The organism is Clostridium acidisoli DSM 12555 (assembly GCF_900176305.1).
GTDB lineage: Bacteria > Bacillota > Clostridia > Clostridiales > Clostridiaceae > Clostridium_I > Clostridium_I acidisoli.
On sequence record NZ_FWXH01000002.1, the window covers coordinates 914,133 to 938,872 of the forward strand.

A 24,740-nucleotide genomic window follows, 5' to 3' on the forward strand; every position below is an offset into this window, starting at 1 on the left:
TTAACCACCTATTACATTAACATAAGTTAGATTTACAACTATTATAATACCATTTATTTAAAGCAAACTCTATATTTGCCATTAATTATCTATAAAAATTATGCCCACCCATAAATGAGCAGACGTATTTCTTGCTATTGCTAAAACCATATATTAGATCTTAAAAAGTATCCATTTACATGTACTTATCTCATATTTAATTTCGTATACCTTTGCAGTTCCATTAATTACACTTTGGCATCTATATACAATCATATTATTTCCTGCATATTTTTCAATACTGCTTTGTATAATCCTATCAATCATACATTCTATATATGTTTTATCTTCGCTCATTATTTTGAATTTAACTGGCTCTGGTAGTCCATTTTCTTTAAATCTAGCAACTACAGCAATAGATTTTGCTATAACTTTCATAATCAACACCTCATAAAATCGAACTCATTGATGGATGATCTTCTTCTCCATCACCCATACCTCCACACATATGTTTTACATCTGAATGTAAAAAACAAGATCTCATTATTGCATTAGAACCGTACTTTAATCGTATATCATCTATAACGTTATTAATTGCCTTATCTTTTTCATAATCAAAATTATCTAGCAAGGAACTTTGATAAAAATCATTGCTGTATAATTCTGTAACATGAACGCCTAAATGTCTGATACTGTTACCTTTCCAAACACTATCGAATAAAAAATAGGCAATCTCAGAAATTTTTCTAGTTGAATCTGTTGGTACTACTACTTTCTTTTGACGAGAATAAAATATTAAATCACTTCCCCTAATAGAAACAGATATTACCTTGCAGCAATTTTCTGAATTTCTTAATCTCATTGCTACTGTTTCACACAATGAAAGTAGCACCTTATGAGCAGTTTCTTTATCAACTACGTCAAATGCAATAGTTGTAGAATTACCAATACCTTTCATTTCTAAATGATTGCTTTTTCTTACTTCTGAAAAATCTATACCATTTGCATAGTTCCAAATAACCTCACCATGACTCTTTAATTTGTGCTTTAAAATTTCAACATCATAATTTGCCAAGTCTCCTATGGTCTTAATATTAAGATTATTTAGTTTCTTGAAGGTTGCCCTTCCTACCATAAAAAGATCCTCTACTGGCAGCGGCCTCATCTTTTCTTTAATTTCAAAAGGAAATAACGTGTGAATTCTATCCGGTTTCTTAAAATCCGATGCTACTTTTGCAAGTAATTTATTATTTGAAATTCCTATATTTACAGTAAATCCTAATTCTTTTTTTATACGTTCTTTTATTCTAACGGCTAAGTCCATATAATCTGGATATAAATTCTCCATATTAGAAAAATCCAAAAAACTTTCATCCACACTAAACCTTTGTATAATTGGAGTATATTCCTGTAATAACTGATGCATTGCAGAACTGCATTTCATGTAAAGCCAATATCTTGGGGGAACAACGACTAAATTAGGACACTTTATTCTTGCATTATAAATCGTTTCTCCTGTTTGTATTTTATATTTTTTAGCAGAAATTGATTTTGCTAAAACAATCCCATGTCTGCTTTCTTCATCTCCACCTATTACAACTGGAATTTCTCTTATATCAACTTTTTCTCCATGTTGTAATCTGTATGCAGCCTCCCAAGACAAATAGGCAGAGTTTACATCAATATGAAATATTATCCTATTCATAAAATAAACATCCTTTTTCTAAAATAATTCCATACTTAATATTATACGAACATAAGTTCTTATTGTAAAGGGGGTTTTTGTGGAATTTGATATTAATATCCAAAAATTAAAAAGACTAGAGATGTAATTTCCCTAGTCCTTCCAAATTTATAAACTTTAAATTGTGAAATTGTACTTTCACCATATATGATTGACACCGATAATTTTATACTAACATAATTTATCTATTATATGATTTCCTGAATCATTATTCTCTTCAGTTTCAGTTAAACTCTTCTCACCTAATTTATTTACATATTTTTATCGTAAGATCTTGAAAGCATTTCATTAAAATATAAACCTGTCATTGTCTTGTGTTTATGTAGTCTCAATTTTACTTTTGATACCTTTTTAATCCTGGAAATCGGTTTGATCTTATCAGACATAATATAACACCTTCCAACAAAAGTTTTTATTACATTATACTATATTTTTTAGATTTTGTACTATGTCAATAAAAAAACAAATCTAATAGTTTTGTTTCAATCAGATATTGATTCATTTAATTTATCCATACTAAATATATAATTATTAAATTCATTTGAAGAGTCTAATAATATAAAACCACAATTATTCAATACTTTATTTGAACCTGTATTTGTTTTTAATACCTTATTGGCTGTTATTCCTTTGCAAAAAGGATATTTAAAGGCCCAATCCATTAATAAAGATAATGCTTCTGTCATAAATCCTTTTCTTCTACAATTGGAAGATATGCTATACCCAACCTCTGTATATCCATTTTTATCTGGAATTCCTTTAAATCCAATAAAACCTATCCCTTCTCCATTGTCTTTATTAATAATAAGCCAATAAGTATACCAATTATGAATATCCATACTAACCTTTTTCATTTTATCTATTTTCTTTGATATTGCTATTTTAACAGAATCAAATATTGCTTCTGTATCTATAGATATCTCAATTTTTCTATCATTATTAATATGTAAGAGTTCAGTAAATGATAAAGGCTTTAAAAGTAAATTTTCTCCTTCTAACAATATCCTTTCCACATTAATACCTCCATTCTTATAATCTCATTACTTTTTCCGTAAAATAACATGATGAAAAAATGATATAGCTTTATATTCCTCTATTTCGCTTACCTTCGATTCAATTTCCAACATCTGCTCCTGCCATTTCTTATCATTTTGAATTTCTTGATTTTGCTGCAAATCCCAAAAGTTCTCACTCCAAGAATTCTTTCTAATTCAAATTCATCTGACCATTCCATTATTTTTGTATCTTCATAATAGTTAATTGTTCTAAACTGCTTAGCATGTCCATTTTACTTTAGAAATTTTTCATATCTAATTTGATCTCTATTATCAATAAACACCCTATCCACCATTTTAAAGCCATTACTCTCGTAAAAGTTTCGCAGTCTATCTCTAAATGTACCGCAATTTAACCTTAACCATTTAATGTTATGCTCTTTGCACATTAATTCAGCGGATTGTATTAATTTGCTTCCATAACCCTTCTTTGCATTTTCTCTACAAACAGCTAACTTGTGTAATATTCCAGATTCATTTTCCATTAAATTTTCCCAAAATAGAGGATCATACCATTGCAAAATATATACTCCAATTAATTCTCCTTTCTCATAGCATAATTTCATATCCTCAACACGATATTTTTTTAGTAATTCTTCACTTGTTATATCTTCATGCTTCCACATTGGTTGATTTATAGAATTAAGCCATGTGGCAGAATCATTTAAAACCTTTGAAAAAATTTCTATACTTTCATGGGTTGCATTTACTACCTCCAAATTTATTCCTCTTCTCTCTACATTTTTTAAGAACATTTAGTTTCTATACTCTGCTATATTAGAAACCACATTCCTCATTAACTATACACAATTTTATCTGATCCAAAATTAATTGTGGCCACTCTATCTTTTACAAGTTCCTTATCATATACAATATTGCCTCTCTCTAATAGAACATTAGTACTATTTATCATTATCCCATATTTTAATTGATATTTACTGTTATTTCTGATTTTTACAATACAATTCATAAACATTATTCTCCTAATTTACATATGATTTTTTCTGCTGTAATCTATAAAATCAATATACCGTTTTTTTAAGTTCTCTTTAACATGATATATTCTACAAATTTGTCGGTTCTATTTCATATCCTAATCTGCTTGCAGCATCTATAAAGCCGTCTATTTTAGGCATTCCCCATTGTGTACAAACTGCTATTCTAATACCATCTTTCGTAACTAAAATTTCATCTAGCTTCAGGAAATATCTTCTTCTATCTTTATTTTCCGCATATTCTACTTTTTGAAAAACTCCCAAGGTTCCCTGTATATTATCTGGAAAAATATCTTTAAGTTCATCATATGTAACATTACTAGATGATAAATATTCTTTCACAACAGCCAAAACCAGCCTATTTTTCCCGTATACATTTCCTTTAAATTTATATTTTGTAAAATCTTTATTTGACTTATTAGAAATAGTACTAATCATACTATCCATATTTTGACGTTCTTGTTCATCAATACTATCATCATCCTTTAATACATTTAACATTGCTAAAAGAAGTGGTTTATTTGTTTCCCAAAAATCAAGCAATAATCTTTTTTCTCGTTCGCTTACTGCCATTACTAATCCTCCATTCTTAATACTTTCTTCATCAAGTGATGGGTAACTCAGACATCTCAAATAATTATCAATAAGCGACTTTGCCTCGTCTGAAATTTGCTGCATTCTACACGGCTCTAATACATAATCTACTAAGTATTGATAATTAATTTGTATATATTTTTTACATTGGCTATGTTGATCCTCTAATTCCAATAATTCTCTGTTTGAAGTTGGAGTCAGATAAATATATACTAATTCACTATTTTCCTTAAAATTTCTTTCAGCCCAATCATAATATTGATTTGTCTGATCAGAATGCTCTTTTGAATATACTTTGTTTTCGAGAATTATTTTCACATTAATATTTTCATCAGAATTACTTTTAATTTTTATAGTTAAATCTATAAATAAATCTATTCTTTTATTATTATCTATAACCTTTTCTCTTTCGATTTTCACATCAGAAACATGATAATTTCCAGTAATAATATAATCTATTAAGTATTCCGGAAACAGGTCATTATATTTATTAGCGTATTTACAATCAAATAAAGACATCACTACCATCTCAAGAAATTTTCTAATTGAATATTCATTTAAGCCATGATTTGCTTCAGTATCTAGTATCCAGGCTAAAAAATCACTATGAACATTTTCATTTCTCATAATCCCTAAAATATCAAAGAAACTTTTGTTTCCATAATATAGTTTCAATTCGTGATATTCTTTTGAATTGAATAATTGAATAATATTTTTTCTAACATCTAATGTTTGTCCTTCAGATGTATGTGTACTTCCCAAGTTCATAAAATTATCTCCTACCTATAAAAAATAATGATTATTCTATTCTTCTACCTTGCCAATCCCATTTCCCATCCTTCTCAGCATTATACAATCTGTATCTCCCCTTCTCTGATCTAAAATATAAATCTCTTTGACCACTAGGATAGTGTTTTCTTGATGTATGATTCACGCAATCTTGTATTACCTGGCATCTAACTGTACTTTGATTAATATCTGGATATTGTTTTATTAATTCACTATAAACTTCTGCTGGAGTAAAAACAGCCGTTTCTTTACCATTAGTAATTTTATTTACAGCATCACTTATAACAGTTTTTATTTTAATTGGTTCATTCCATCTTATCGCTGATGTTCCTGATATTTTATTCTTGCTGATTGAAGAAGTAATATCATCATAACCAACTATTTTTTCAGTTGAAATAAAATATTCCTCTTGCTGTGTCTTTAATACCTCATATTCCATGCAATAGACATTTACACCGTACTTTTCCCTCAAATATACTGCAACCTGTTTAACTATTGCTGAAACTTGTTCAGCAACTATATATAGTTTTTGATTCTTATTAAAATCAATTTTAACCTCTTCATCATTATCTGGTAAAAACACCTCATGGTATAACTCAATAAGACTTTTATTTGCCATTGAGTTATCAGTTCTATAATAATCTTGAGATATTTTATTTAAATCTCCATATTTTAATGCCGCACCCCAAGCAGCATACTCTAGAATTTGAGCAACAACTTCTCGTGGAGTTTTTCCTTTTTTTAATTCAACTATAACCAAATCCCCTGAAGCATCAATACCAATTAAATCAGGATATTTATCAGTTTCACCAACTGTAGCCGATACTTGTCTACCTATCCAAAAAACTGTACTTTCTGCATCATCATCTAATAATACAGACGGGCTGTTTTCCAGCCAATTTTCAAAATCCTTTTCATAATCTATCGAATCAGTCTTTACTTTTTCTAATACTCCTGTTTCTATATTTTCATCCATAGTTTTTAGTTTATAAAGCCCCACTTATACCACCCCTATTGTACTCTTTTATTATGTATAAATTTTAGTTGTTCCCATGTCATTTTCTTTTGTAACAGCTCCCAAGGAGCAATACTTTTAAAATCCATTATTAACATATCCTAACCTATTCTATAATATATATTTATCTAATTTATTACTGTAGTTATTAAATTCTTTTTCCCAATTAGTTTTTATTGAGCAAAAGTAAGGATGATTAAGCCTACTATCAATTAAAACTCCTTCTAATTTTCCATTAGACTTTATATATTTTAAAGTCTTTTCTACATCTTTGCTCAATGGTATTATTACATTAGGGTTTACTATTTTCATTTTATCTAAAAAGTTCGTATTAATTATCTCTTTTATATTTTCAGGCAACTGATAATAATTATAATTTTTGCTTTCTTTTTCAAACCCTATACTACAAATATTGGTAACATATATATTAGAGTAAAATTTTTTAGCCCCATACTTTTTAATAACAGAGTAAAAAAATTCTGCACTTCTTTCACTATCATTCCTTTGCACATTTAATAAAAGCTCTGACAAAGAATTAAAATCTATAAAAGGTATTCCCGTCTTTCCTGCTCCATATCTTCCAGGATTAATACCACACATTACCACTTTAATATCGACTATATTATTATCTATATATTCCTCATAAAATTTTCTAATGAATTTTTCATTCTTGATAAATTCATTGAGAACAGTTACATTTTCCTGCTTTAATTGATTTACATTTCTAATTTCATCATAAAAGTTTAACATATTATCTACTAAATTATCCATAATATCCTCAATCCATTAATCTAAGTTTATAAAATAATAAAAGCTACCTATTTATATAAGTAACTTTTACTATGCTTGAAATACTAGAAATCATACTTTCCAATCTGCTCTAATACCTCCAAACATAACCCATCCCTCTTTAATTTCATCATTTATCTTATATTCAAATTTATAAATTATTTTATCTCTAGTTTCCTTAAAAAATGGCGTGTTATCATCTGTGTTTCTTTTTATAGAAATTATACTACCTCCCATTTTTTTAACGTAATCTTTAATTGAGTTCTCATAACTTAAATTATTAATATTTGCTTTCACAAAATTATGAAATTTTTTCAACTCAATATAATCCTCAAATACACTTCTAGGTACAAAAATAAATTTATTTTCAACTGATACTACAAAAATGCAATTACTTGTAATTAATACATCTTTAATCAATGCCCATTTATACTCTAAACTGCAATAATCTAATTCTCTTTTTATAATTTTTTCATTAACAATTATATGATGATTACCTTCTATATAATTTTTCTGTTTCAAAAAATATGTTTGATTTTTTATACCTAATCTATAGAACAAAAAAAGCACTACAAATACCAATATTATATATAAAGCTGTTGTATTTAAATTAAACCCTGACACGCAATAAAATATTATTATTGAAACTACTAACCCAATGAGCGCGGTAATTATATTGTTCTGGATAATTTTATTTTTCTTTATATTTTTTATTGCCTCACGACCTTCTTTATTTGATTGTTTGTACATTTTTTCATCCAACATAAAATTAAATTCATATTTCACTTAACCGTCTCCTAACAATAAAAAAATCATTATACTAATTCTATTCTTTATTGTAGTTCAAATCAATATGTCCTTATTATTTTAACATAAAATATACATTTTTTATATTTTAGACCAATTGTGTTGTACATCTAACAATAAAATTTTTATATAGAAAACAACTATTCCATATGATTTGTTTTCTGTATAAAAATCTGTATGGAATTCTATTTATTTATGGCTGGTATCTCAGAAGTAAAGGCAGGAAAATAAAAAGGCTAAGCAGCCAATGAAGAAGAAATCCTTCATGACTGCTCAGCCGATAATAAACTATATTATATGTTTAATCAAACTTTAGTAGTTTTAACTAAACTTTATTGATATTAGATAACTGATTGCTAATAATAAAGTTCCCGGAAACATCCTAATTTTTTCCACAGCCTCTCGTTCCTTCTCCCACCTACCCTCACGCCCTCTTTCCAAAATCTGTATCATAATAAAGTTCCCCAAAAATATCAGGCATAAATCCACCCTTATTTATCCAAAAGCACGTTTAAAATGACTGGTTCTTTGCTTGCTTCCTTCAAATATGGAATCAATCCACGTCCCAATCATCATAGTGTAATCTCGAAAGCTCCTGCGGAGCTTTCTCGTCCCCCACGCTTCTGAAATCCTACTTTTTCTCAATCAATCCCTCATCAGGTCTATTTTTCTTTCATCCAATATTATTATCAAGCTAATCCTATCAATATTCCTCTATGTAGAGCTAAAAATAAAAAAGCATGAAAGAACACAAGATTTTCTCTTGCATTTCTTCCATGCTTTTAAATCGTACTTTTTAACCAATCCCTATATATTTTTCCCAAACTTTTTTATGAGTTTGGGAATTTTGAGTTACAGATGGGGAGGTTTTTTAGTTTTTTACATAGATTAAAAACTAAATAAATACTTTATAGTTCTGGACTTAAAACACTAAACATCAAGTCCACTTTTCTTACAAAAATTCAAAAGATACTTTGCCTTATCTAAAGTTTCATCACTTCATATATGTATTGTATTAATATTCATACCATATTTCCTGTAATTTTTTATATAAAAACAACTTTCGAGTTACATTTATGTTTTTTATTATTATATCCCTTCTAATTCTGATTAATAAATAACGAATTCAATTTTAATTATTCTAAATGCAGTTCACTAACCTCACAAACTAATTTTCGCTTTCCAAAAATTGTTTCATTGCTTTAGCACTAACTAAGAGTTTATTAAGTTGTCTAATATAATTATCTAATTCTACTACGTCTTTCTCATTCATTATTAATTGTGCAAACATATTAAATGCAGTTTCACTATGGATTTTTGATACATTAGAATTCAAACCAATATTATTAATATCATATGTCTCCATATCCTTGTTTGAATTGCTATCAGTTATATCTCTTACATTAAACAATCTACTTTTTACTTGTGAAAAATCTTCCCATCCATAATTATGGTAAAGAATCTTTGAAAAAGCTGAGATTTCTTTTGTTGGATTTCTTAACTCCATTTGTGATTTTAATTCTATTAATAAGTTATCTTCACCTATTTCAATAAGTGTTATCTGTTTCTTATTTGTATACTTCTCATTAAAAGCTTTTATAGCTTCTTCAATTTCGCCGACTTTGTTTCTAAAATTAAAAATATTAGCAACTGGAAATGCCATAAATAACATTAATTTATATATAATCATTTAAATTTCTCCTATCATATTTATTTTTTGGTGGATACATATCATCCACCTTCAATGTATTTGTATCCACTCAAACATTCTACTTGGATCATTTTGATCACAAAAATTTCTTAGCGAGTACGTATTAGCAAGAATCCTACCAAAATACTTATGGTAGTTAATACCGTTTTCTATTACTTCAAGCGTTATTCTATCATGAGCTATACCAAGAACTTTTATGCTTTTCACATCTCTAAAGCTTCTTCCACTTACTCCACCATTTAATATATGTGATATTACACCATAAATAGCTAATGTCTGTCTTCCGATATTTAATGAAAAATCTTTATTTATCAGAATTAAATCATACGTCTTAAATACAGTTATATTACTTACTACTACATTAACATTTCCTTGTAACCCAGTTTCTTCATAAATCATACGAGGCCTTAACTTTAAATTATTAGTCATTTTCTACCTCCTAAAAATCAATTATTTAATATATTTTGTTTCTAAAATTATTGTATCATAAAAGCTAAAATTGTTCAACTTTGTCTTTTGTTTATTGTTTATCTTTTGTTTATTGTTTATTGTTTATCTGTTTACTTACTATCTCCTTTGGTTTATGTAGCTCCCACTCTTAAATTATATTCTTGTCTAATCAACTAATAGATCCATTTTATTAAGTTGAACCCAAAAGAATCAACATTAAAACCAATTTTCGGTTCAAATGTTGATTCTTTTATTTAAAATTTAATTTATTAAATTAAAGCTACTAACCTTTATTATAATTTATTTTATATGATACTATAACATGATTTTCAATATTATCATTTATATATCTACAGAAATCTACTATGCTTGCAATAAAGTACATATCATATACTCTAATTTATATCAAATGAACCATTATGATCCTGCATCCTCATTTTCATCATTTAATACAAAAGTATTTCCATCTGTATTACAACTTTTATTGGGCTCTATAAATTCAATTCTACAGCAAATTAAAACTTATGAATTTTCACCTACCATAAGCCAGCAACTTCAATAGACATGTGTTAAAATACTTTTTCTAGAGGTATAAACGTGTTCTTCCCGTCTATCTGTCTTTAATTACTTTCTCAACTTTATCAAACCAAGTTGTCTCATTATAACAATTATCACTCAATTTACTTATTTCAATAGTGTTATCTATCAAAACTTTCGCAACCACAATTTTAAATAAATCTAAATTTGGGATATTATTAATGGAGTCTTTATTTTTCATATAATTATCAATTTCTTCATCGCTCATATACAATATTCTGCTTAATTTATCGTTACTTTCCTTATAATATTTTCCTTCATGTACATACTGACCTCTACTTGTTGTCATATTTCTAATCAAATTAAATACATCCTTGCTTTTATAATCATTTAATGTAATTATTCTTGATATATATTTTCTAATCTTTAATGAGTTATTTTTTGCAAAAGTATCTTTTATAAGTAAACACTCTAACACTATATGTAGAAGCAATATTTCATCTGATTTTATCTCATTATTAAAACAAGTTGCTTCTTTTTCGGTTAATATTGCCTTTTGAAAAAATCTAAATCCTCTTAAAAATCTTTTACTTAAATCATCATTCTTATATATTATGTCTAATACTTCTTTTATTGTATTCTTATTATTGTTTTTATTAATCCAATCCAACTCATGATAACATTCATAATTAAAATTTAATGGATAACACATGAAATTTTTACAAAAATCATTGCATATTAATACATGATTATTTTTTTTTCTGATATCTACTCTAAACTCTTCTAACCTATCTTTTTTTGTGAACATATAACTAACTAAATCAATTTTATTCTTAGGGTATACATATGCAAAATATACTGCATTTAAAATAGCAATTAAGTAATATGCTATAAGAACATAATCCCTAAATAAATTAATATTTTTTAATTTTGTTTTATAAACTAAAACTGGAGATTTCAAAAAATCATTCGACCTACTATTAATCATATGCATCAGCATCTTTTTTACTGTTTCTCTATCTGAATTCATTAGATTTGATATTTTATCTATTTTCGCATCACTATTTCCATTTATAATATATAAGTCTGAAAAAACATTAACATCCTCGTTTAATACAGCTCCCTGAAGTGGTAAAATTAAAAAATTTTCATTACTGTTCATTTCAACCTCCAACTTACATAAATTCAATTATTTTGTTATAAAAATAAGACTAAAAAAATTTCACATTTACATTACTATATTACAGATTGCACATATTTTTTTATTATCACATTCTTTTCATCAATATATATTTCCAATATATCTTCTGGTGTAAGTGCTCTTTGCATTCTTGCCTCAAAATATTTTCCCATTTTTCTTGGAATTTTCTGTTCCATTGAATTTGCATTTTCAAATAATTTCTTTAACCTTTCATATAAATTTGGCTCATTCATGTAATGAATTTCAACCCACTTTTCTTGATTATCCGTTTCCATAACTTTTTTTGCAATATCTTTTACATCACCATTAAATATAACAACATCATCACTTATTCGTTTCTTATCGACAAGAACTACTACATCACCATAACAGCTATAATACCCAGCATTGTCAAAATCCGTTCTGACCGCTAATGAAACAAATTTATCAGTAGCCGTTTTACTAATTATTTTATACAAATTACTTATATTTTTAGCAACATCTTCTCCTTGAATTCCTTGCTCATCTTTAGCATAAAACTGCTTTCCATAAGCTGTTTCAAATAAAAACTTAACTTCATCTGAAGGAATATTTAAAGTTAATATAATTTCATTTTTATTAAGGTTATATTGGAATTTATTTTTATATGTTTTAATAGCAATACTCATATGTCTCCTTCTTTCTATAAAACTTATATATTTCAAACAATATCAAGTATAAAAAAATATAACTATCTTTATGCTTCTCTAAAATGATAAATATTAAGCTTTTATATCATCTATCAATCCATATGGAAGTCCCTTTGTACCATCTCCATCAAATTCCTTAACAATATTAACTTTATTAAGAAAAGTTGGATAGCCATTATTAACAACAATTAATTGAATATCCTCCCCGTAGTCTTTATTCACTTTCACAAGATATCTAACTATTGAACTAAATATTTCTTCATCTTTGAAACCTTCCTCGCTTGCCTTAGCTCCTAAATTCTTTCTTGGCGAATCAATTATAAGTAACCCTAAATGATTAAAATCTTCTTCTCTTGCCTTAATAGTAATTGCTAAGTAGTATGCCATAGTTATCAAAGTAACACCTGCTAAACTTCCCAAGTCTCTATATAGCCTACCTCTTACATAAGGTAAATAAGTTTTTCCATCAATATATGCATTTTCTAATTTAGGGAATTCAAACGCATCTAAGATTTCACTTAATAACCCTGACAAATCATCAATTAGGTCATCTTTATTAACAGAACTATTTTCAGTCTTTTTTATTTTTTCTTTTAAATCTTTGATTGACTTCTCTTTACCATCACATAGCTTTTTTATTCTATCTAATTCAACAAATAATTTATGGTCATTATCCAATTCTCTTAAAACTCTATTTAATTCACCAATTTCATAATTTAGTTGCTCTATTTGCTCAATATACGGATTTATATAATCCTTTTGCAAATATAATAGCTCCTTCTCTAAATTTAGCAGATCAGCCTTAAATTCAGAATTTTTCTTTATGAGAATGTTCAGATTTTCTTCTTCACCTTTTATAAATCCAACTAATTCTTTATGCTTTTTATTGAATTTTTTCTTATCTTGTTTCAGTTGTAATATCTCATCTATTTCTAATTCAGTTTTTTCTCTACCACACAGACCGCATGTATGCAAATCATCATTCTTATTTATAGGCTGTAAACAACTTGGACATAAAATATAATCATAGATACACATCAATACTATCTGAAAAATCTCCAACAAAAATATCTATGCCATCATCTCCCTGTGATACATCTACGGGATAGGCATCCTTAAATTTTAACTGCATTAATTGAACACATATCTTTTCAAATACTTCACGAGCACCTGCATCTCCATACTTGTCCCTCAAATATCTAAAATCTCTTTCCAATTCAGCTCCTCCTAAAATACAAATATATAATACATTATACTACCATGTTACATGTTTAACCATTTTTTCCATAAAAATTTACCACAAAAAAATAAAATGGGAATGTTGCATTAGCAATAACTCACATATAGTATCTAAATTTAATTTACAAAATGATACTTTACATGCAAATTGCTTAATTCAACATTCCATTTTAATTAATTATCTCTTTTATAAATAATACCATTTATCCGTTAATTAAAACCACATAAAAAGAAAAGATCTTATTTAATTCAAATAAAATCTTTCCTTTTATCTTGCCTTTTATTCTATTTTTTTCTTATAAATTTAAGCTTATTCAATTGATGATTGAACCTTGCCTAACTCTTGGCAAAATCACACTAAAACATTGACCTTTATCTCCATATCTAAATTCAGACTTTCTTCCATTGTATTGATTCTTGCATAAAAGAACTTTATTTAAAAAATATAGAGCATTATTATAAATAACATTATACTATTCTTAATATTTCTTTTATTAGACTTTTTTCATCATCCGAAAAGTTAGCTTCTCTTGATGCTTTCTTAAATGTCATATTAAAATCAAACATATCTGCAATTTGTAATACTTTTTTCTTAGTTTCCATATTTGACTTTTTAAATACTACTATAATATTTTGAGTTAAAATGCTCTTTGCATTTCTAAACTTAAAATTATTATATTTATTAATTAATATGTCTGACATTTTATTTATCTCACTGTCTCCGAATTTAATCCAAATATAATTTATTAGGTTGGCTATTAATTTTTTATCTAATTTCTCTTTATAATAACTTGATAATATTAATAAGTTTAATAAATAAACTATAGTTTCTTGGTCTGTAATACCATTAATTAAATCACTTAACACTTCCTTATACAATAATTCATTATTGTAATCTAACAAGTTTCTTATAAACTCAAGAGAATTATCGCTATTTTCTAATAATAAAATTTCCTTTATAAACTCGCTTTTGTTCTCTTTATCAAAAAATTTATTTACTACACGAAAAGCTAAATCTCTATCATATGTATTGTCGCTCATTAAAAACTTAACTGCATTAATTAAATTTTCTTTTCCTATGGAACTGTAAAAGTCATTTAAATTAGATAAAACAGTATTTGTATCTACACCTATACAACTTATTAGAAATTTTGCATATAAGGACACATTATCCTTATCTCCTTTAATAAAGTTCTCTATACTTTTTAAATAACTTATTCCCATAGTCTGTGTATCAAATGTTTTTGCATAAGAAATAATTCTATTAATTGAATCTTTTACATAACGTTTTGGAATACTTTCACCTAAATAATAAAAACCTTTAATCATAATGTCAGGCTTATATGAAGCAACATAATTAACAAGAAACCCTACGTATGTCTCTAAATTAGCTTCACTAATTACACCCTTAGTAGCCCCAATCACCGCTGTATAAGCTTCTGCCCACTGCGGATATGAGCTTACATAATTATAGTTATTACCATAATAAATTATCATACTACTTACCATGTCTGACAGTAATTTATGACTCTGATTATTATTTTTTATCAAAATCCCTATAATTGAAACACATCTATTAAATTTATCCACAGCTATAGCATTGCTTACAGCTCCAACAACATTCTTTATCTTATTAACTATATTATTTAATTGTTCCAATGTAAAATTGCATACAATACTATCACAAACTTTATCATAGCTACCATTTACCAACCATTTATCTACAATATATTCAATAGCATTTATTAACAATCCAAACTGATTTGGAGATATTTCCCTAACCAGTATATCATTCACTTGATCAAGATAATTAAATTCACAACTTTTTATAATAAACTTATTAAACTTATCATTATCAATCTTATCTATTTTCCAATTTAGTCCAGCAATAATTTGAATAATTTTTCCAATAGCAACTTCAGAATAATCAAAAGATATAAATTCATTAACTAAATTTATAGCATTTTCAATTTTAACTTCTCCTGCTACTGGAATCAATAACTCGCAAACCTTTAAGGCATTCATTTCATTAATGATTACATTTGTTAATGGTTTTGAAAATCTTTCTATATCAATTTCTCTTATTGTAACAGCAATTTCCTCTAAGGCTTTTATAGTATTTACCTCATCAGCAATATCTTCTTTCCCCATATATTCACACAATCTATTATAAAAATTATCAGAAAAATACTCCTTGATTAAATTTCTATGATTATTATAAATCGAAATAATAATTTCTACTGGATAATTTTCGTTATTAATAAACGTCTTCAATTTCAATTTAACATCATCACTTAAAATATTCTCATTACTTAAACACTCTTCTATCAAGTTCTCTATAATATCAGCAAATAATTCTTCATCATATTCTGCCCCATTCTTCCTTTTCCATTCTTTATTATGCTCAAAAACCAATTTAATTACTGTATTTAATGCCTTCTCAATTCCTTTTTTTTCAACAGCCTTTCTATATACAGTTAAATAATTTTTAAAGTCTATCTGCCAATATCTAAATTCAATATTGAGTTCATTTATAATATTAATTTTATTTGATATTAAATTTGAAAACTCTTCAATTAATTCTTCCCCTATATAATCTACTATTTGCATCGCAACTTTTAATACCTGCTGTAATTCCACAGTCTTAGCTTCATTTATTCCTTGCATTATTATTCTTGTATCAATATCAGCTATAACTTTATTTTCTGAATACTTAATTAAAGCAACATCATTACCACTTAATAAATATTTCCTTATAGAACGTTGTTTTTCATCTCCTGCACTTAGTCCTAATGAATCTTGTCCCAAATAAATAAAAGGTGCCAAATTATCTGTATAAATATATTCTGTTTTTATCAAAAAACTTATTAATGCATTAAATGTATCAATACTATTCATTCCAAAACTATTTATATCTTTATCCTCTTGTTCATTATATTTTTTCAATAGCTTTGATATAGAATTATTGTCTTGTAATAAATGTTCATAAAACTCTGGAAAGTCTGACTGTAAAACAGAAACTTTAGCTAATATATTTAATCCTGTCTTGTCTGTAATTAAGTTTGGCTCTAACTTTTTATTTTCTCTACTATTTACAATAAGCAAATTACTAACAAAAGTATTTATTATTTTTATTATTTGTCTTGGAGTTCTTACATATGGATAAATTAGAATTTCTTCAAGTATTGTTTTAAAACTTGGACACAAATTAAATATTTGAGGGATTTCATTAACACATAGATTATAAGCATATTCTTTCATATCCAAATCTATAAGCGGAGGTAAAATAAGCTTAAACTGAAATAATTTATCTAAATAAGATTCTCCATCTAATGAACTAAAATCATACAACCTTTTAGAATTTATTGCTTTTCTCAATATTGAGTCATCAAATGGAACAATAAATATACATTCCTTAACTTCTACAAATGCTTTTATTGCGTCAAGTGCATCTACTATTTTTTTAGGACTTAATCTATCTAAATCATCTATAACAACTATAAGTTTTTTAAAATATCTATTTTGGGTTTTATACTTTGACAAAGTTTCTATAAATTTTTCTTCATATTCATCAGTACTTTCAATTGCAGGATTAATTTCAAACTTTACTACTTTTTTAGTCTTATAAGCACTTACAAACTTGGCAATTTCGCCAATTCCCAATATTGCTAAAGGGATGAACATTTTATCTTTAAATGATTTTAATGTTTCATATACATTTATATTACTTTTAGGATTAATATAATCTTTCCATACCTCACCTAATGATTTTCCACTATTTGAAATCCAATAATTAAACAAATCAAATAACATTAATATACAATATAAAATCACACTTAATAATATAAAATATAATAAGAAGGCTACTGTTCTAATTACACCCTTTTTAATAAAATCAGAAAATGTTTCTTCTTTTTCTTTAATATCAATACTTGGATTTAATAAGTTCATTAGATCTTGTGCCAAATCATATTTATTCCCATTAAGATTTTTATATAAGTGTTTTATAAATGCCTTTTTAAGCGATGTATTCTCATACTTCCAAGCATTTATCTCCTGAATTTTATATTCATGTTTTCCTTTTAATTCTTCTTTTAATAAATTAACAATTGAACTCTTTCCCACTCCCCATTTACCAATAATAGCAATGTTAAATGGTGGTTCATTATGCTCTATAACTTTTTTTAAGTTATTAACATAATCTATATAAGAAAAAGCATCATCTTGTTTTTTATTAATAGCAGAATCTTTAATAAAAAATTTTTCTAACTCCAATTATATCTCTCCCTTAACACATAATCACAAATTCTATATATCCATAATCTATATAATACCACAATGCACCATATCTTTTCATTATCTATCCATTTAATACAAAATAAAAGCATTTACATATTTATATTTTATACTAAACAAATACTTGAAATTTTATTTTCACTTATAAACCACGTCCTTTATTGGTTTATTTATCCTCAGTTACTATAATTATCATTACTACCTCAAAATAATAATTTTAAGTTTTCTCTCTTACCTATAACTTTTATATTTAAGTCCTTAATATACTTTAAGTACAATTTTTATTACTTATTTATTTTCTATCTTCTTCATATACAGAGTGAATTTTAACTATTTATATCAAAATCTATTATGCTTTTTAAAACTTTTTCTTCGTTGGTGAATTTTAACAATATTTCTCACACTTAATGCTTAAATTTTATTTAGAATTCTCCTATCTATGTTAGCAAATAAAAAACCATCCCAAAACTCATCCCCTCTATCCTCCTTTCCACCATCTTGAACTCTTATCCACAATTTAAAATAACTGGTTCTTTCCTTGCTTTCTTCAAATATAGAATCACTCTTAGTCTCAAGCTAATACCATCAATATTCCTCTATGTAGAGCTAAAAGTAAAAAAAGCATGAAAGAACACAAGATTTTCTCTTGCATTTCTTCCATGCTTTTAAATCGTACTTTTTAACCAATCCCTATCTATTTTACCCGAACTTTTTTAGAAAGTTAGCGAGGTTTATTATTAGATGGAGATGTTTATTTTAAGTATACACCTTGTCCGCTTATTTAGCAGCTTCTTCAATAGCAACTGCAACAGCAACTGTAGCACCAACCATTGGGTTGTTACCCATTCCGATAAGACCCATCATTTCAACGTGAGCTGGAACTGATGATGAACCTGCGAATTGTGCATCTGAATGCATTCTTCCCATAGTATCAGTCATACCGTATGAAGCAGGACCTGCTGCCATATTGTCTGGGTGAAGAGTTCTTCCAGTACCACCACCTGATGCAACTGAGAAGTATTTCTTACCTTGTTCAATACATTCTTTTTTGTATGTTCCAGCAACTGGGTGTTGGAATCTTGTTGGGTTAGTTGAGTTTCCTGTTATAGAAACGTCAACGCCTTCGCTATGCATTATAGCAACACCTTCTCTTACGTCATCAGCGCCATAACATCTAACTTTAGCTCTGTCTCCGTTTGAGTAAGCTGTTTCTTTAACTATAGTCAATTTTCCAGTATAATAATCGAACTTAGTTTGAACATATGTAAATCCGTTTATTCTTGAGATTATAAATGCAGCATCTTTTCCAAGACCGTTAAGTATAACTCTTAAAGGCTCTTTTCTTACTTTGTTTGCAGCTAAAGCAAGACCTATAGCACCTTCTGCTGCAGCAAAAGATTCATGTCCAGCAAGGAATGCAAAACATTTTGTTTCTTCTCTTAAAAGCATTGCTCCTAAGTTTCCGTGTCCAAGTCCAACTTTTCTGTCATCTGCAACTGATCCAGGGATACAGAAAGCTTGTAAACCTAATCCTATTGCTTCAGCAGCTTCAGCAGCCTTAGTACATCCTTTTTTAATAGCGATTGCAGCACCTACAGTGTAAGCCCAACACGCATTCTCAAAGCAAATTGGTTGAATCTTTTTAACTATATCATATACATTTATACCTTTTTCATCACATACAGCCTTAGCTTCTTCTATAGAGTTAATGCCGTATTCCTTTAATACAGGTATAATTTGGTCAATTCTTCTTTCATAACTTTCAAATAATGCCATTACGTTTTTCCTCCTTACCTATTATTCGTGTCTTGGATCGATAACTTTTACAGCTTCTGCAAATCTACCATAACTTGAAGTAGCTTTTTCCATTGCTTCGTTAGCGTCCACACCTTTTTTAATCATATCCATAACTTTACCAAAGTTTACGAATTCGTAACCTATAACTTCGTTGTTAGCATCTAGTGCTAAATGTTTAACGTAACCTTCAGCCATTTCTAAGTATCTAGTACCCTTAGCTTTAGTTCCGTACATTGTACCAACTTGGCTTCTAAGTCCTTTTCCTAAGTCTTCAAGACCTGCTCCTATTGGTAATCCACCTTCAGAGAAAGCTGTTTGACTTCTTCCGTATACTATCTGTAAGAATAATTCTCTCATAGCTGTGTTTATAGCATCACAAACAAGATCTGTGTTTAATGCTTCAAGAATTGTTTTTCCTGGTAATATTTCTGAAGCCATTGCAGCTGAATGAGTCATTCCTGAACATCCTATTGTTTCTACTAATGCTTCTTCGATGATACCATCTTTAACATTAAGAGTTAGTTTACATGCACCTTGTTGTGGAGCACACCAACCTATTCCATGTGTTAAACCTGATATATCTTTTACTTCTTTAGCTTGTACCCATTTTCCTTCTTCTGGTATTGGTGCTGGTCCGTGGTTAGGTCCTTTAGCAACGCACATCATACTTGATACTTCTGTTGAATAAATCATTATTATTTCTCCTTCCTACACAAATACTTTACTCGTTAATCCTTTAACAAAAAAAATGTGCTACATGACATAGCAATATAAAGTAATAACGTAAGTAATTACTGTAACCTATTTAATTTTAGCAAATAAAGCTCTCAGTAACAATATATTTTTATAAAAAACCTTGATATATAATATTTTTTATTATTATATATGGTAAAATTTTATAATTCAAAATAAATATGTATATTTTTTAACATTCTATTTTAACATTTATTCATACCATGAAAATTTTAACTTGACTATATTTTCTACCCATGCTATAATTTTTTATGTTGAACTTGCCGATGTGGCGGAACGGCAGACGCACACGACTCAAAATCGTGCGGGAAACCATGTGGGTTCGAATCCCACCATCGGCACCAAGATTTTTATAGAATGACTGTATTCCTTAGTTTTAAAGCTAAGTTGTACGGTCTTTTTTATTGGTTTGGTACTATAATTGGTACTACTAGATTGAAATTAGATTTTAAGCATAAAAAAAAACTGCAATTAGCAGCTCTCTTAAATTATAATATAAATCTAGTCATTGGTAGCAGATTAGTAGTATTGATACCTTATTTTATACTAAATAAAAAATATCGTTAATTTTTAGTTTTTAACAACAAATTAGCAACAACTACTATTTTGAAAACAATTCAATCCAATTTTTAGGAACCTTTAATAATTTTAAATCTATATATTCTTTATATTCATTTATGCATTTTTGTCCAATTCACAATCTAGACGCACCTAATATTAAGCAAACTTTTTTTCTTAAATTTAACTTCAATATAAGGTATATCTCTTCCATTTTTATCTCTGTATTTTAAAAATTCATTATTATATTTATCTGCAACTAAAAATAATACCCTACATTCTTCTTCTTTATCATACTTATCATCTTTAAAGAAAAAAGAGTAATTTATCACTTTTATATTAAGCACTGTTTTAATTGTGTCTATAACATCTTTATAATCGACTCCAATTTCACCAATTAAATTATTTAAAAGTTCTGCATAAAATTCGTTAATATCTTCTATAATGAGTGTCATTTGCTTTGAATAATCATATTCTACTTTTGCTGAGAAAATTGGAAACACATGTTTATTTTCTTTAAACATCCTATCAACGTTATTTCTAAATTCAAGTATAGACCCATCTCCTCTACAATAATTATCAACTAAATATTTATTATTTTTATTTTCTGTCAGTGATAATATAAAAAGGTTCCCTTCTTTAATCGGTTTACCTTCACTATATAAATCTCTTAATGATTTTAATATTTTAATAATATTTTAATAATAGCTTCATAAACATAAAATTGTCCATCAACACCTGAGTCATAAGCTTCTTTATTTTGTTCTAAATACATTATTACACCGTCTAATACATGAGAAATATATTTTATCTCAGTTGGATCATCTAAAAAACTGCTATGAGTAACCCAAAAACTTTGACTATCCTTTATTCCCTTAGCAGCAATTTTACTAGTATAATGGTATAATTTTTTTCTTTCACTTTTTTCTAATTTAATCATAACAGGATTATCTTTTGTTACTTCATAATATTTCAAATCATCCAAATCTTTAATTTGTTCATCCACATTATTGCATCCCCTTTAACAAAATTTTTATTTATAGATTAATAGTTTCTGTCATAAGTATTCTTGTAAATTTAGATTTTTTTCATCTATAATTTTTCAATTTCATCTAAAAATTCACCATTCCAATAATTACTATTTTGAATAAACCAATTTATATGACTACACAACCCATCTAAATCTGGAAATACTTACATTTTATTTATTCCATAATAAGATAAATCAAATATTAACTATTCATTATTGTTTTTTAAAAATCCCATTATACTTACAAACAATCCAAATACAACAATAATCAATCCTCCCAAACTATAGATAAAACCATCATTACCATAAGACTCCTTACTACCTAATACTATAAAAGCTATTCCTACAAGTGTAATTTCAATACTAATTAATAAAGTTGAAATCAATTTTTTGTTAGCACAACATACTTTAACAAATATGTACGCTAATAGTATAGAAATAATTATTAAGACTAACACAATCTCCATATATTTCCCCCTGTAATTTAAGTTTATTTGTAAGTGGAACAACAAATCTTCCTTGTCCTAAGATGCATGATATAAAGTGAAACTTGCGCTCATATGGGGTTTTGGTTTTGACACCATCTGAGTATTAATTGAACTAAAGTCCAGCGCGTAGCATCCGTTAACTCTCCACTTGCAAAAGTAGAGAACCCAAATCTTCATTTGGTGTGAATCACTTTATCCTTTAGATCGAAGTGGAAGTCATACGGTCTTTTTTATCATTTATCATTTCTATATAGCTTAATCAACTCATCTAAAGAGATATCTATGCCAACAGTTTTTAATAAATCTTTACGTTCATTGTACAGTTTTTCAAGTATTACTTCAAAGCCTTCTCCTAGATGTATTTGTTTGTGACAATTACAGCACAAAGAAACAATATTTTCTTCAACATCTAGGGATACTTCAAAATTGCTGTAATAATTAATTGGTACCAAATGATGAGGTTCTGTATAGTTTAAAGTTGAATTTTCCCTAATAAACGTTAAGTGGGTAGTATCAACTTCACATTTATAATTTGCATGTCGCAAAGCATTCATGGATACCTTTCTACTTCTAGGATAAGCATACTTATTTTTCACACAAATAGGCTCTTTCTTAATTTTGGATTCACCTGTATATTCAAAACATGTTGTGTCCAAAGAAATATCATTTTTGCTGGCAGCTTCAATAAGATTCTCATCTGAATAACTATAATCTAAAAATATATTTAGTTCTTCGATAGCTTGTACAAGTTCTTCTCTAAGTGTCCACTCCCAGGTCTTTGGTTTTGTATTGATTTGTTTACTTTTCATATACTAATTTAAAGCCTTTAATAAAAACAGTCTAAAACCTTTTATTACAAAAGGCTTTAGACTTACAACTTATTAACTATCCTTCTTATGCAACATGTTTGATCAATTCAGCAGCATTAGTCTTCCTTATTAGAAATGGTTTTAGCAATTTCTTTTGATAATGCTGAAATTAATTCTTTAGAATCGTCTTTAGTTATACCATGCTCTGTTTCAATAATTTTGATTTCTTTATTATATTCCTCAGCTTTCTTGTTATCGTTCTCAGCAAGGGCTACTTCTCTTTTATCCATTAAATCTAATAGTTCAACTATATAATTGTTATCAATAAGTTCTTGGTATGCCTCAGCACCCAAATTTGATGAACCTGGAAATTTGTCGATTATAGTTGCTAATATTATTAAGTCGTGTTTAACTCCGCCTGTCTTTTCTAAGAACCTTTGAACTGCTAATATTATTTTCTGTTTAGTTGTCTTATCTTTCATTTTAAATTCTCCTTTTAATCTCTCATGTAGCATATGCTAAACGGATTAATTTTATTTTATTTATCCCCATTGTAAAAAATTCCTTATAATTCTATTTGTTTAAATTGTACCATAATATTTATATTGTTTGAACGTAAAAGCCACGGATTTATAAAATAAAATTTTCTATTTCTAAAGCTACTCCATCATTTTGTACTGTATCTGTAACTTTTTTAGCATAGCTCTTTACATAATCATCAGCATTCCCCATAGCTATTCCACATCCTACTGAAGATAACATCTCTATATCATTTTTTCCATCACCAAAAGCATAACTATTTTCTAAAGGAATATTTAAATAATTTAATACTTTTAATATTCCTGAAGCTTTTGTATTTGTTTTTGAATATATTTCAAAATTACCTTGCTCTTTATCATAAATATAATCGTAATCATCATTTCCAAGAGATAAACAATAATTTATCCCTTCTTCATCCTTACATAACATTTCAATTTTATATATGTCTATATCTTCAATATTATAATTACCTTTAAAATATTTTTTAGATATACTATAGGAATCATAGAATGAATGTAATTTTTTATATTCATCTTTAATATATGAATATATCTCTCCCTGTAATATATATTGAATATTAAGTTGTTCAAAATTAGATACCAACTTTTTTATATAATCCTTCCTTATAGACTCTTTATATATACACTTTTCTTTCACATTTACACATGCTCCATTGGTAAGTACAAAACCATCAAATCCAAAATTACATATAGCTTCGTTTAGAAAAGCATATGGTCTGCCTGATGCAATAAAAACATAATTTCCTTCTGCCTGCAATGCACGAATAGCATTTTTTACTCTAGGAGTAATATCTGTTATTCCATTTAAACAGTCTATTAAAGTTCCATCAATATCAAAAAATACAGCCTTTTTCATATTTCCCCCTACTCTCCTAA

Annotated in this window: 26 protein-coding genes and 1 tRNA gene; 2 read left to right on the forward strand and 25 right to left on the reverse strand. The window is 27.4% G+C overall.

Going from position 1 to position 24,740, the window contains the following annotated elements:
- Positions 1-153 precede the first annotated feature (153 nt).
- From B8978_RS04540 to B8978_RS04625, 19 genes are all read right to left on the reverse strand, one after another.
- Positions 154-417 carry a hypothetical protein gene (locus tag B8978_RS04540; RefSeq protein WP_084114179.1) on the reverse strand — a complete coding sequence of 88 codons (264 nt, stop codon included), beginning with the start codon at positions 415-417 and terminating at the stop codon, positions 154-156.
- 10 nt (positions 418-427) lie between these two features.
- A complete protein-coding gene (locus tag B8978_RS04545; protein ID WP_084114181.1) occupies positions 428-1,684 on the reverse strand; it encodes a DNA polymerase Y family protein in 1,257 nt (418 codons plus the stop codon).
- Positions 1,685-2,205: 521 nt separating this feature from the next.
- Entirely contained in the window at positions 2,206-2,736 is a 531-nt protein-coding gene (locus tag B8978_RS04550) for a GNAT family N-acetyltransferase (RefSeq protein WP_084114183.1), read from the reverse strand.
- A gap of 275 nt (positions 2,737-3,011) precedes the next feature.
- A complete protein-coding gene (locus B8978_RS04560) occupies positions 3,012-3,497 on the reverse strand; it encodes a GNAT family N-acetyltransferase (RefSeq protein WP_084114185.1) in 486 nt (161 codons plus the stop codon).
- A 77-nt stretch (positions 3,498-3,574) separates the two neighbouring features.
- A complete protein-coding gene (locus B8978_RS19730; RefSeq protein ID WP_176212608.1) occupies positions 3,575-3,748 on the reverse strand; it encodes a hypothetical protein in 174 nt (57 codons plus the stop codon).
- Positions 3,749-3,842: 94 nt separating this feature from the next.
- Positions 3,843-5,135 (reverse strand): PDDEXK-like family protein, encoded by a 1,293-nt coding sequence (locus B8978_RS04565; RefSeq protein ID WP_084114187.1) that lies wholly within the window; start codon positions 5,133-5,135, stop codon positions 3,843-3,845.
- 31 nt (positions 5,136-5,166) lie between these two features.
- Positions 5,167-6,156, reverse strand: a complete 990-nt coding sequence (locus B8978_RS04570; RefSeq protein WP_084114189.1) for a DUF7669 domain-containing protein — start codon at positions 6,154-6,156, stop codon at positions 5,167-5,169.
- A gap of 126 nt (positions 6,157-6,282) precedes the next feature.
- Positions 6,283-6,942 (reverse strand): uracil-DNA glycosylase family protein, encoded by a 660-nt coding sequence (locus B8978_RS04575; protein WP_084114191.1) that lies wholly within the window; start codon positions 6,940-6,942, stop codon positions 6,283-6,285.
- Positions 6,943-7,032: 90 nt separating this feature from the next.
- The gene (locus tag B8978_RS04580; RefSeq protein ID WP_084114193.1) at positions 7,033-7,746 is read right to left on the reverse strand and encodes a hypothetical protein; all 714 of its coding nucleotides are present in this window, start codon (positions 7,744-7,746) and stop codon (positions 7,033-7,035) included.
- A gap of 342 nt (positions 7,747-8,088) precedes the next feature.
- Positions 8,089-8,220: a hypothetical protein gene (locus tag B8978_RS20365; protein WP_278326777.1), complete on the reverse strand. Its 132-nt coding sequence runs from the start codon at positions 8,218-8,220 to the stop codon at positions 8,089-8,091.
- Positions 8,221-8,935: 715 nt separating this feature from the next.
- Positions 8,936-9,457, reverse strand: a complete 522-nt coding sequence (locus B8978_RS04585) for a hypothetical protein (protein WP_084114195.1) — start codon at positions 9,455-9,457, stop codon at positions 8,936-8,938.
- A gap of 51 nt (positions 9,458-9,508) precedes the next feature.
- Positions 9,509-9,907: a hypothetical protein gene (locus B8978_RS04590; RefSeq protein WP_084114197.1), complete on the reverse strand. Its 399-nt coding sequence runs from the start codon at positions 9,905-9,907 to the stop codon at positions 9,509-9,511.
- A 631-nt stretch (positions 9,908-10,538) separates the two neighbouring features.
- Positions 10,539-11,627: a HEPN domain-containing protein gene (locus tag B8978_RS04595; protein ID WP_084114199.1), complete on the reverse strand. Its 1,089-nt coding sequence runs from the start codon at positions 11,625-11,627 to the stop codon at positions 10,539-10,541.
- Between the two features lie 74 nt (positions 11,628-11,701).
- Positions 11,702-12,313 (reverse strand): exonuclease SbcCD subunit D C-terminal domain-containing protein, encoded by a 612-nt coding sequence (locus B8978_RS04600; RefSeq protein ID WP_084114201.1) that lies wholly within the window; start codon positions 12,311-12,313, stop codon positions 11,702-11,704.
- Positions 12,314-12,406: 93 nt separating this feature from the next.
- The gene (locus tag B8978_RS20060) at positions 12,407-13,375 is read right to left on the reverse strand and encodes a hypothetical protein (RefSeq protein WP_207651867.1); all 969 of its coding nucleotides are present in this window, start codon (positions 13,373-13,375) and stop codon (positions 12,407-12,409) included.
- Positions 13,359-13,550: a hypothetical protein gene (locus tag B8978_RS04610; RefSeq protein ID WP_084114203.1), complete on the reverse strand. Its 192-nt coding sequence runs from the start codon at positions 13,548-13,550 to the stop codon at positions 13,359-13,361. The genes B8978_RS20060 and B8978_RS04610 overlap by 17 nt, the downstream gene beginning before the upstream one ends.
- A gap of 491 nt (positions 13,551-14,041) precedes the next feature.
- Positions 14,042-17,848 (reverse strand): KAP family P-loop NTPase fold protein, encoded by a 3,807-nt coding sequence (locus tag B8978_RS04615; protein ID WP_084114205.1) that lies wholly within the window; start codon positions 17,846-17,848, stop codon positions 14,042-14,044.
- 798 nt (positions 17,849-18,646) lie between these two features.
- Positions 18,647-19,645, reverse strand: coding sequence for a GGGtGRT protein (locus B8978_RS04620; RefSeq protein WP_084114207.1), 999 nt, complete (start codon positions 19,643-19,645; stop codon positions 18,647-18,649).
- Between the two features lie 21 nt (positions 19,646-19,666).
- Positions 19,667-20,359, reverse strand: a complete 693-nt coding sequence (locus B8978_RS04625) for an iron-sulfur cluster assembly scaffold protein (protein ID WP_084114209.1) — start codon at positions 20,357-20,359, stop codon at positions 19,667-19,669.
- Between the two features lie 322 nt (positions 20,360-20,681).
- Between B8978_RS04625 and B8978_RS04630 the strand changes: the two genes are divergently transcribed.
- Positions 20,682-20,763 (forward strand) — tRNA-Leu (locus tag B8978_RS04630).
- Between the two features lie 13 nt (positions 20,764-20,776).
- Positions 20,777-20,986 carry a hypothetical protein gene (locus B8978_RS20065; RefSeq protein WP_084114211.1) on the forward strand — a complete coding sequence of 70 codons (210 nt, stop codon included), beginning with the start codon at positions 20,777-20,779 and terminating at the stop codon, positions 20,984-20,986.
- Positions 20,987-21,120: 134 nt separating this feature from the next.
- On the opposite strand, the gene B8978_RS04640 is transcribed toward B8978_RS20065, so the two are convergent.
- The 6 genes from B8978_RS04640 to B8978_RS04665 all read right to left on the reverse strand — a co-directional run bounded on the left by B8978_RS04640 (position 21,121) and on the right by B8978_RS04665 (position 24,720).
- On the reverse strand, positions 21,121-21,501 hold the full coding sequence (locus B8978_RS04640) for a hypothetical protein (protein ID WP_084114213.1): 381 nt from the start codon (positions 21,499-21,501) through the stop codon (positions 21,121-21,123).
- A gap of 155 nt (positions 21,502-21,656) precedes the next feature.
- Positions 21,657-21,983 (reverse strand): hypothetical protein, encoded by a 327-nt coding sequence (locus tag B8978_RS04645; RefSeq protein WP_084114215.1) that lies wholly within the window; start codon positions 21,981-21,983, stop codon positions 21,657-21,659.
- Between the two features lie 230 nt (positions 21,984-22,213).
- Positions 22,214-22,474 carry a hypothetical protein gene (locus B8978_RS04650; protein WP_084114217.1) on the reverse strand — a complete coding sequence of 87 codons (261 nt, stop codon included), beginning with the start codon at positions 22,472-22,474 and terminating at the stop codon, positions 22,214-22,216.
- Positions 22,475-22,728: 254 nt separating this feature from the next.
- Positions 22,729-23,304, reverse strand: a complete 576-nt coding sequence (locus B8978_RS04655; protein WP_242950475.1) for a hypothetical protein — start codon at positions 23,302-23,304, stop codon at positions 22,729-22,731.
- 116 nt (positions 23,305-23,420) lie between these two features.
- Entirely contained in the window at positions 23,421-23,786 is a 366-nt protein-coding gene (locus tag B8978_RS04660; RefSeq protein WP_084114219.1) for a hypothetical protein, read from the reverse strand.
- A gap of 148 nt (positions 23,787-23,934) precedes the next feature.
- The gene (locus B8978_RS04665) at positions 23,935-24,720 is read right to left on the reverse strand and encodes a Cof-type HAD-IIB family hydrolase (protein WP_084114221.1); all 786 of its coding nucleotides are present in this window, start codon (positions 24,718-24,720) and stop codon (positions 23,935-23,937) included.
- Positions 24,721-24,740 lie beyond the last annotated feature (20 nt).

Bases quoted from the DNA above. Each gene is read 5' to 3' on its own strand.
- B8978_RS04540 (WP_084114179.1), bottom strand. From the start codon at position 417: ATGAAAGTTATAGCAAAATCTATTGCTGTAGTTGCTAGATTTAAAGAA.
- B8978_RS04545 (WP_084114181.1), bottom strand. From the start codon at position 1,684: ATGAATAGGATAATATTTCATATTGATGTAAACTCTGCCTATTTGTCT.
- B8978_RS19730 (WP_176212608.1), bottom strand. From the start codon at position 3,748: ATGAATTGTATTGTAAAAATCAGAAATAACAGTAAATATCAATTAAAA.
- B8978_RS04565 (WP_084114187.1), bottom strand. From the start codon at position 5,135: ATGAACTTGGGAAGTACACATACATCTGAAGGACAAACATTAGATGTT.
- B8978_RS04575 (WP_084114191.1), bottom strand. From the start codon at position 6,942: ATGGATAATTTAGTAGATAATATGTTAAACTTTTATGATGAAATTAGA.
- B8978_RS20365 (WP_278326777.1), bottom strand. From the start codon at position 8,220: ATGATACAGATTTTGGAAAGAGGGCGTGAGGGTAGGTGGGAGAAGGAA.
- B8978_RS04585 (WP_084114195.1), bottom strand. From the start codon at position 9,457: ATGATTATATATAAATTAATGTTATTTATGGCATTTCCAGTTGCTAAT.
- B8978_RS04590 (WP_084114197.1), bottom strand. From the start codon at position 9,907: ATGACTAATAATTTAAAGTTAAGGCCTCGTATGATTTATGAAGAAACT.
- B8978_RS04595 (WP_084114199.1), bottom strand. From the start codon at position 11,627: ATGAACAGTAATGAAAATTTTTTAATTTTACCACTTCAGGGAGCTGTA.
- B8978_RS04600 (WP_084114201.1), bottom strand. From the start codon at position 12,313: ATGAGTATTGCTATTAAAACATATAAAAATAAATTCCAATATAACCTT.
- B8978_RS04620 (WP_084114207.1), bottom strand. From the start codon at position 19,645: ATGGCATTATTTGAAAGTTATGAAAGAAGAATTGACCAAATTATACCT.
- B8978_RS04625 (WP_084114209.1), bottom strand. From the start codon at position 20,359: ATGATTTATTCAACAGAAGTATCAAGTATGATGTGCGTTGCTAAAGGA.
- B8978_RS20065 (WP_084114211.1), top strand. From the start codon at position 20,777: ATGACTGTATTCCTTAGTTTTAAAGCTAAGTTGTACGGTCTTTTTTAT.
- B8978_RS04640 (WP_084114213.1), bottom strand. From the start codon at position 21,501: ATGTTTAAAGAAAATAAACATGTGTTTCCAATTTTCTCAGCAAAAGTA.
- B8978_RS04650 (WP_084114217.1), bottom strand. From the start codon at position 22,474: ATGGAGATTGTGTTAGTCTTAATAATTATTTCTATACTATTAGCGTAC.
- B8978_RS04655 (WP_242950475.1), bottom strand. From the start codon at position 23,304: ATGAAAAGTAAACAAATCAATACAAAACCAAAGACCTGGGAGTGGACA.
- B8978_RS04660 (WP_084114219.1), bottom strand. From the start codon at position 23,786: ATGAAAGATAAGACAACTAAACAGAAAATAATATTAGCAGTTCAAAGG.
- B8978_RS04665 (WP_084114221.1), bottom strand. From the start codon at position 24,720: ATGAAAAAGGCTGTATTTTTTGATATTGATGGAACTTTAATAGACTGT.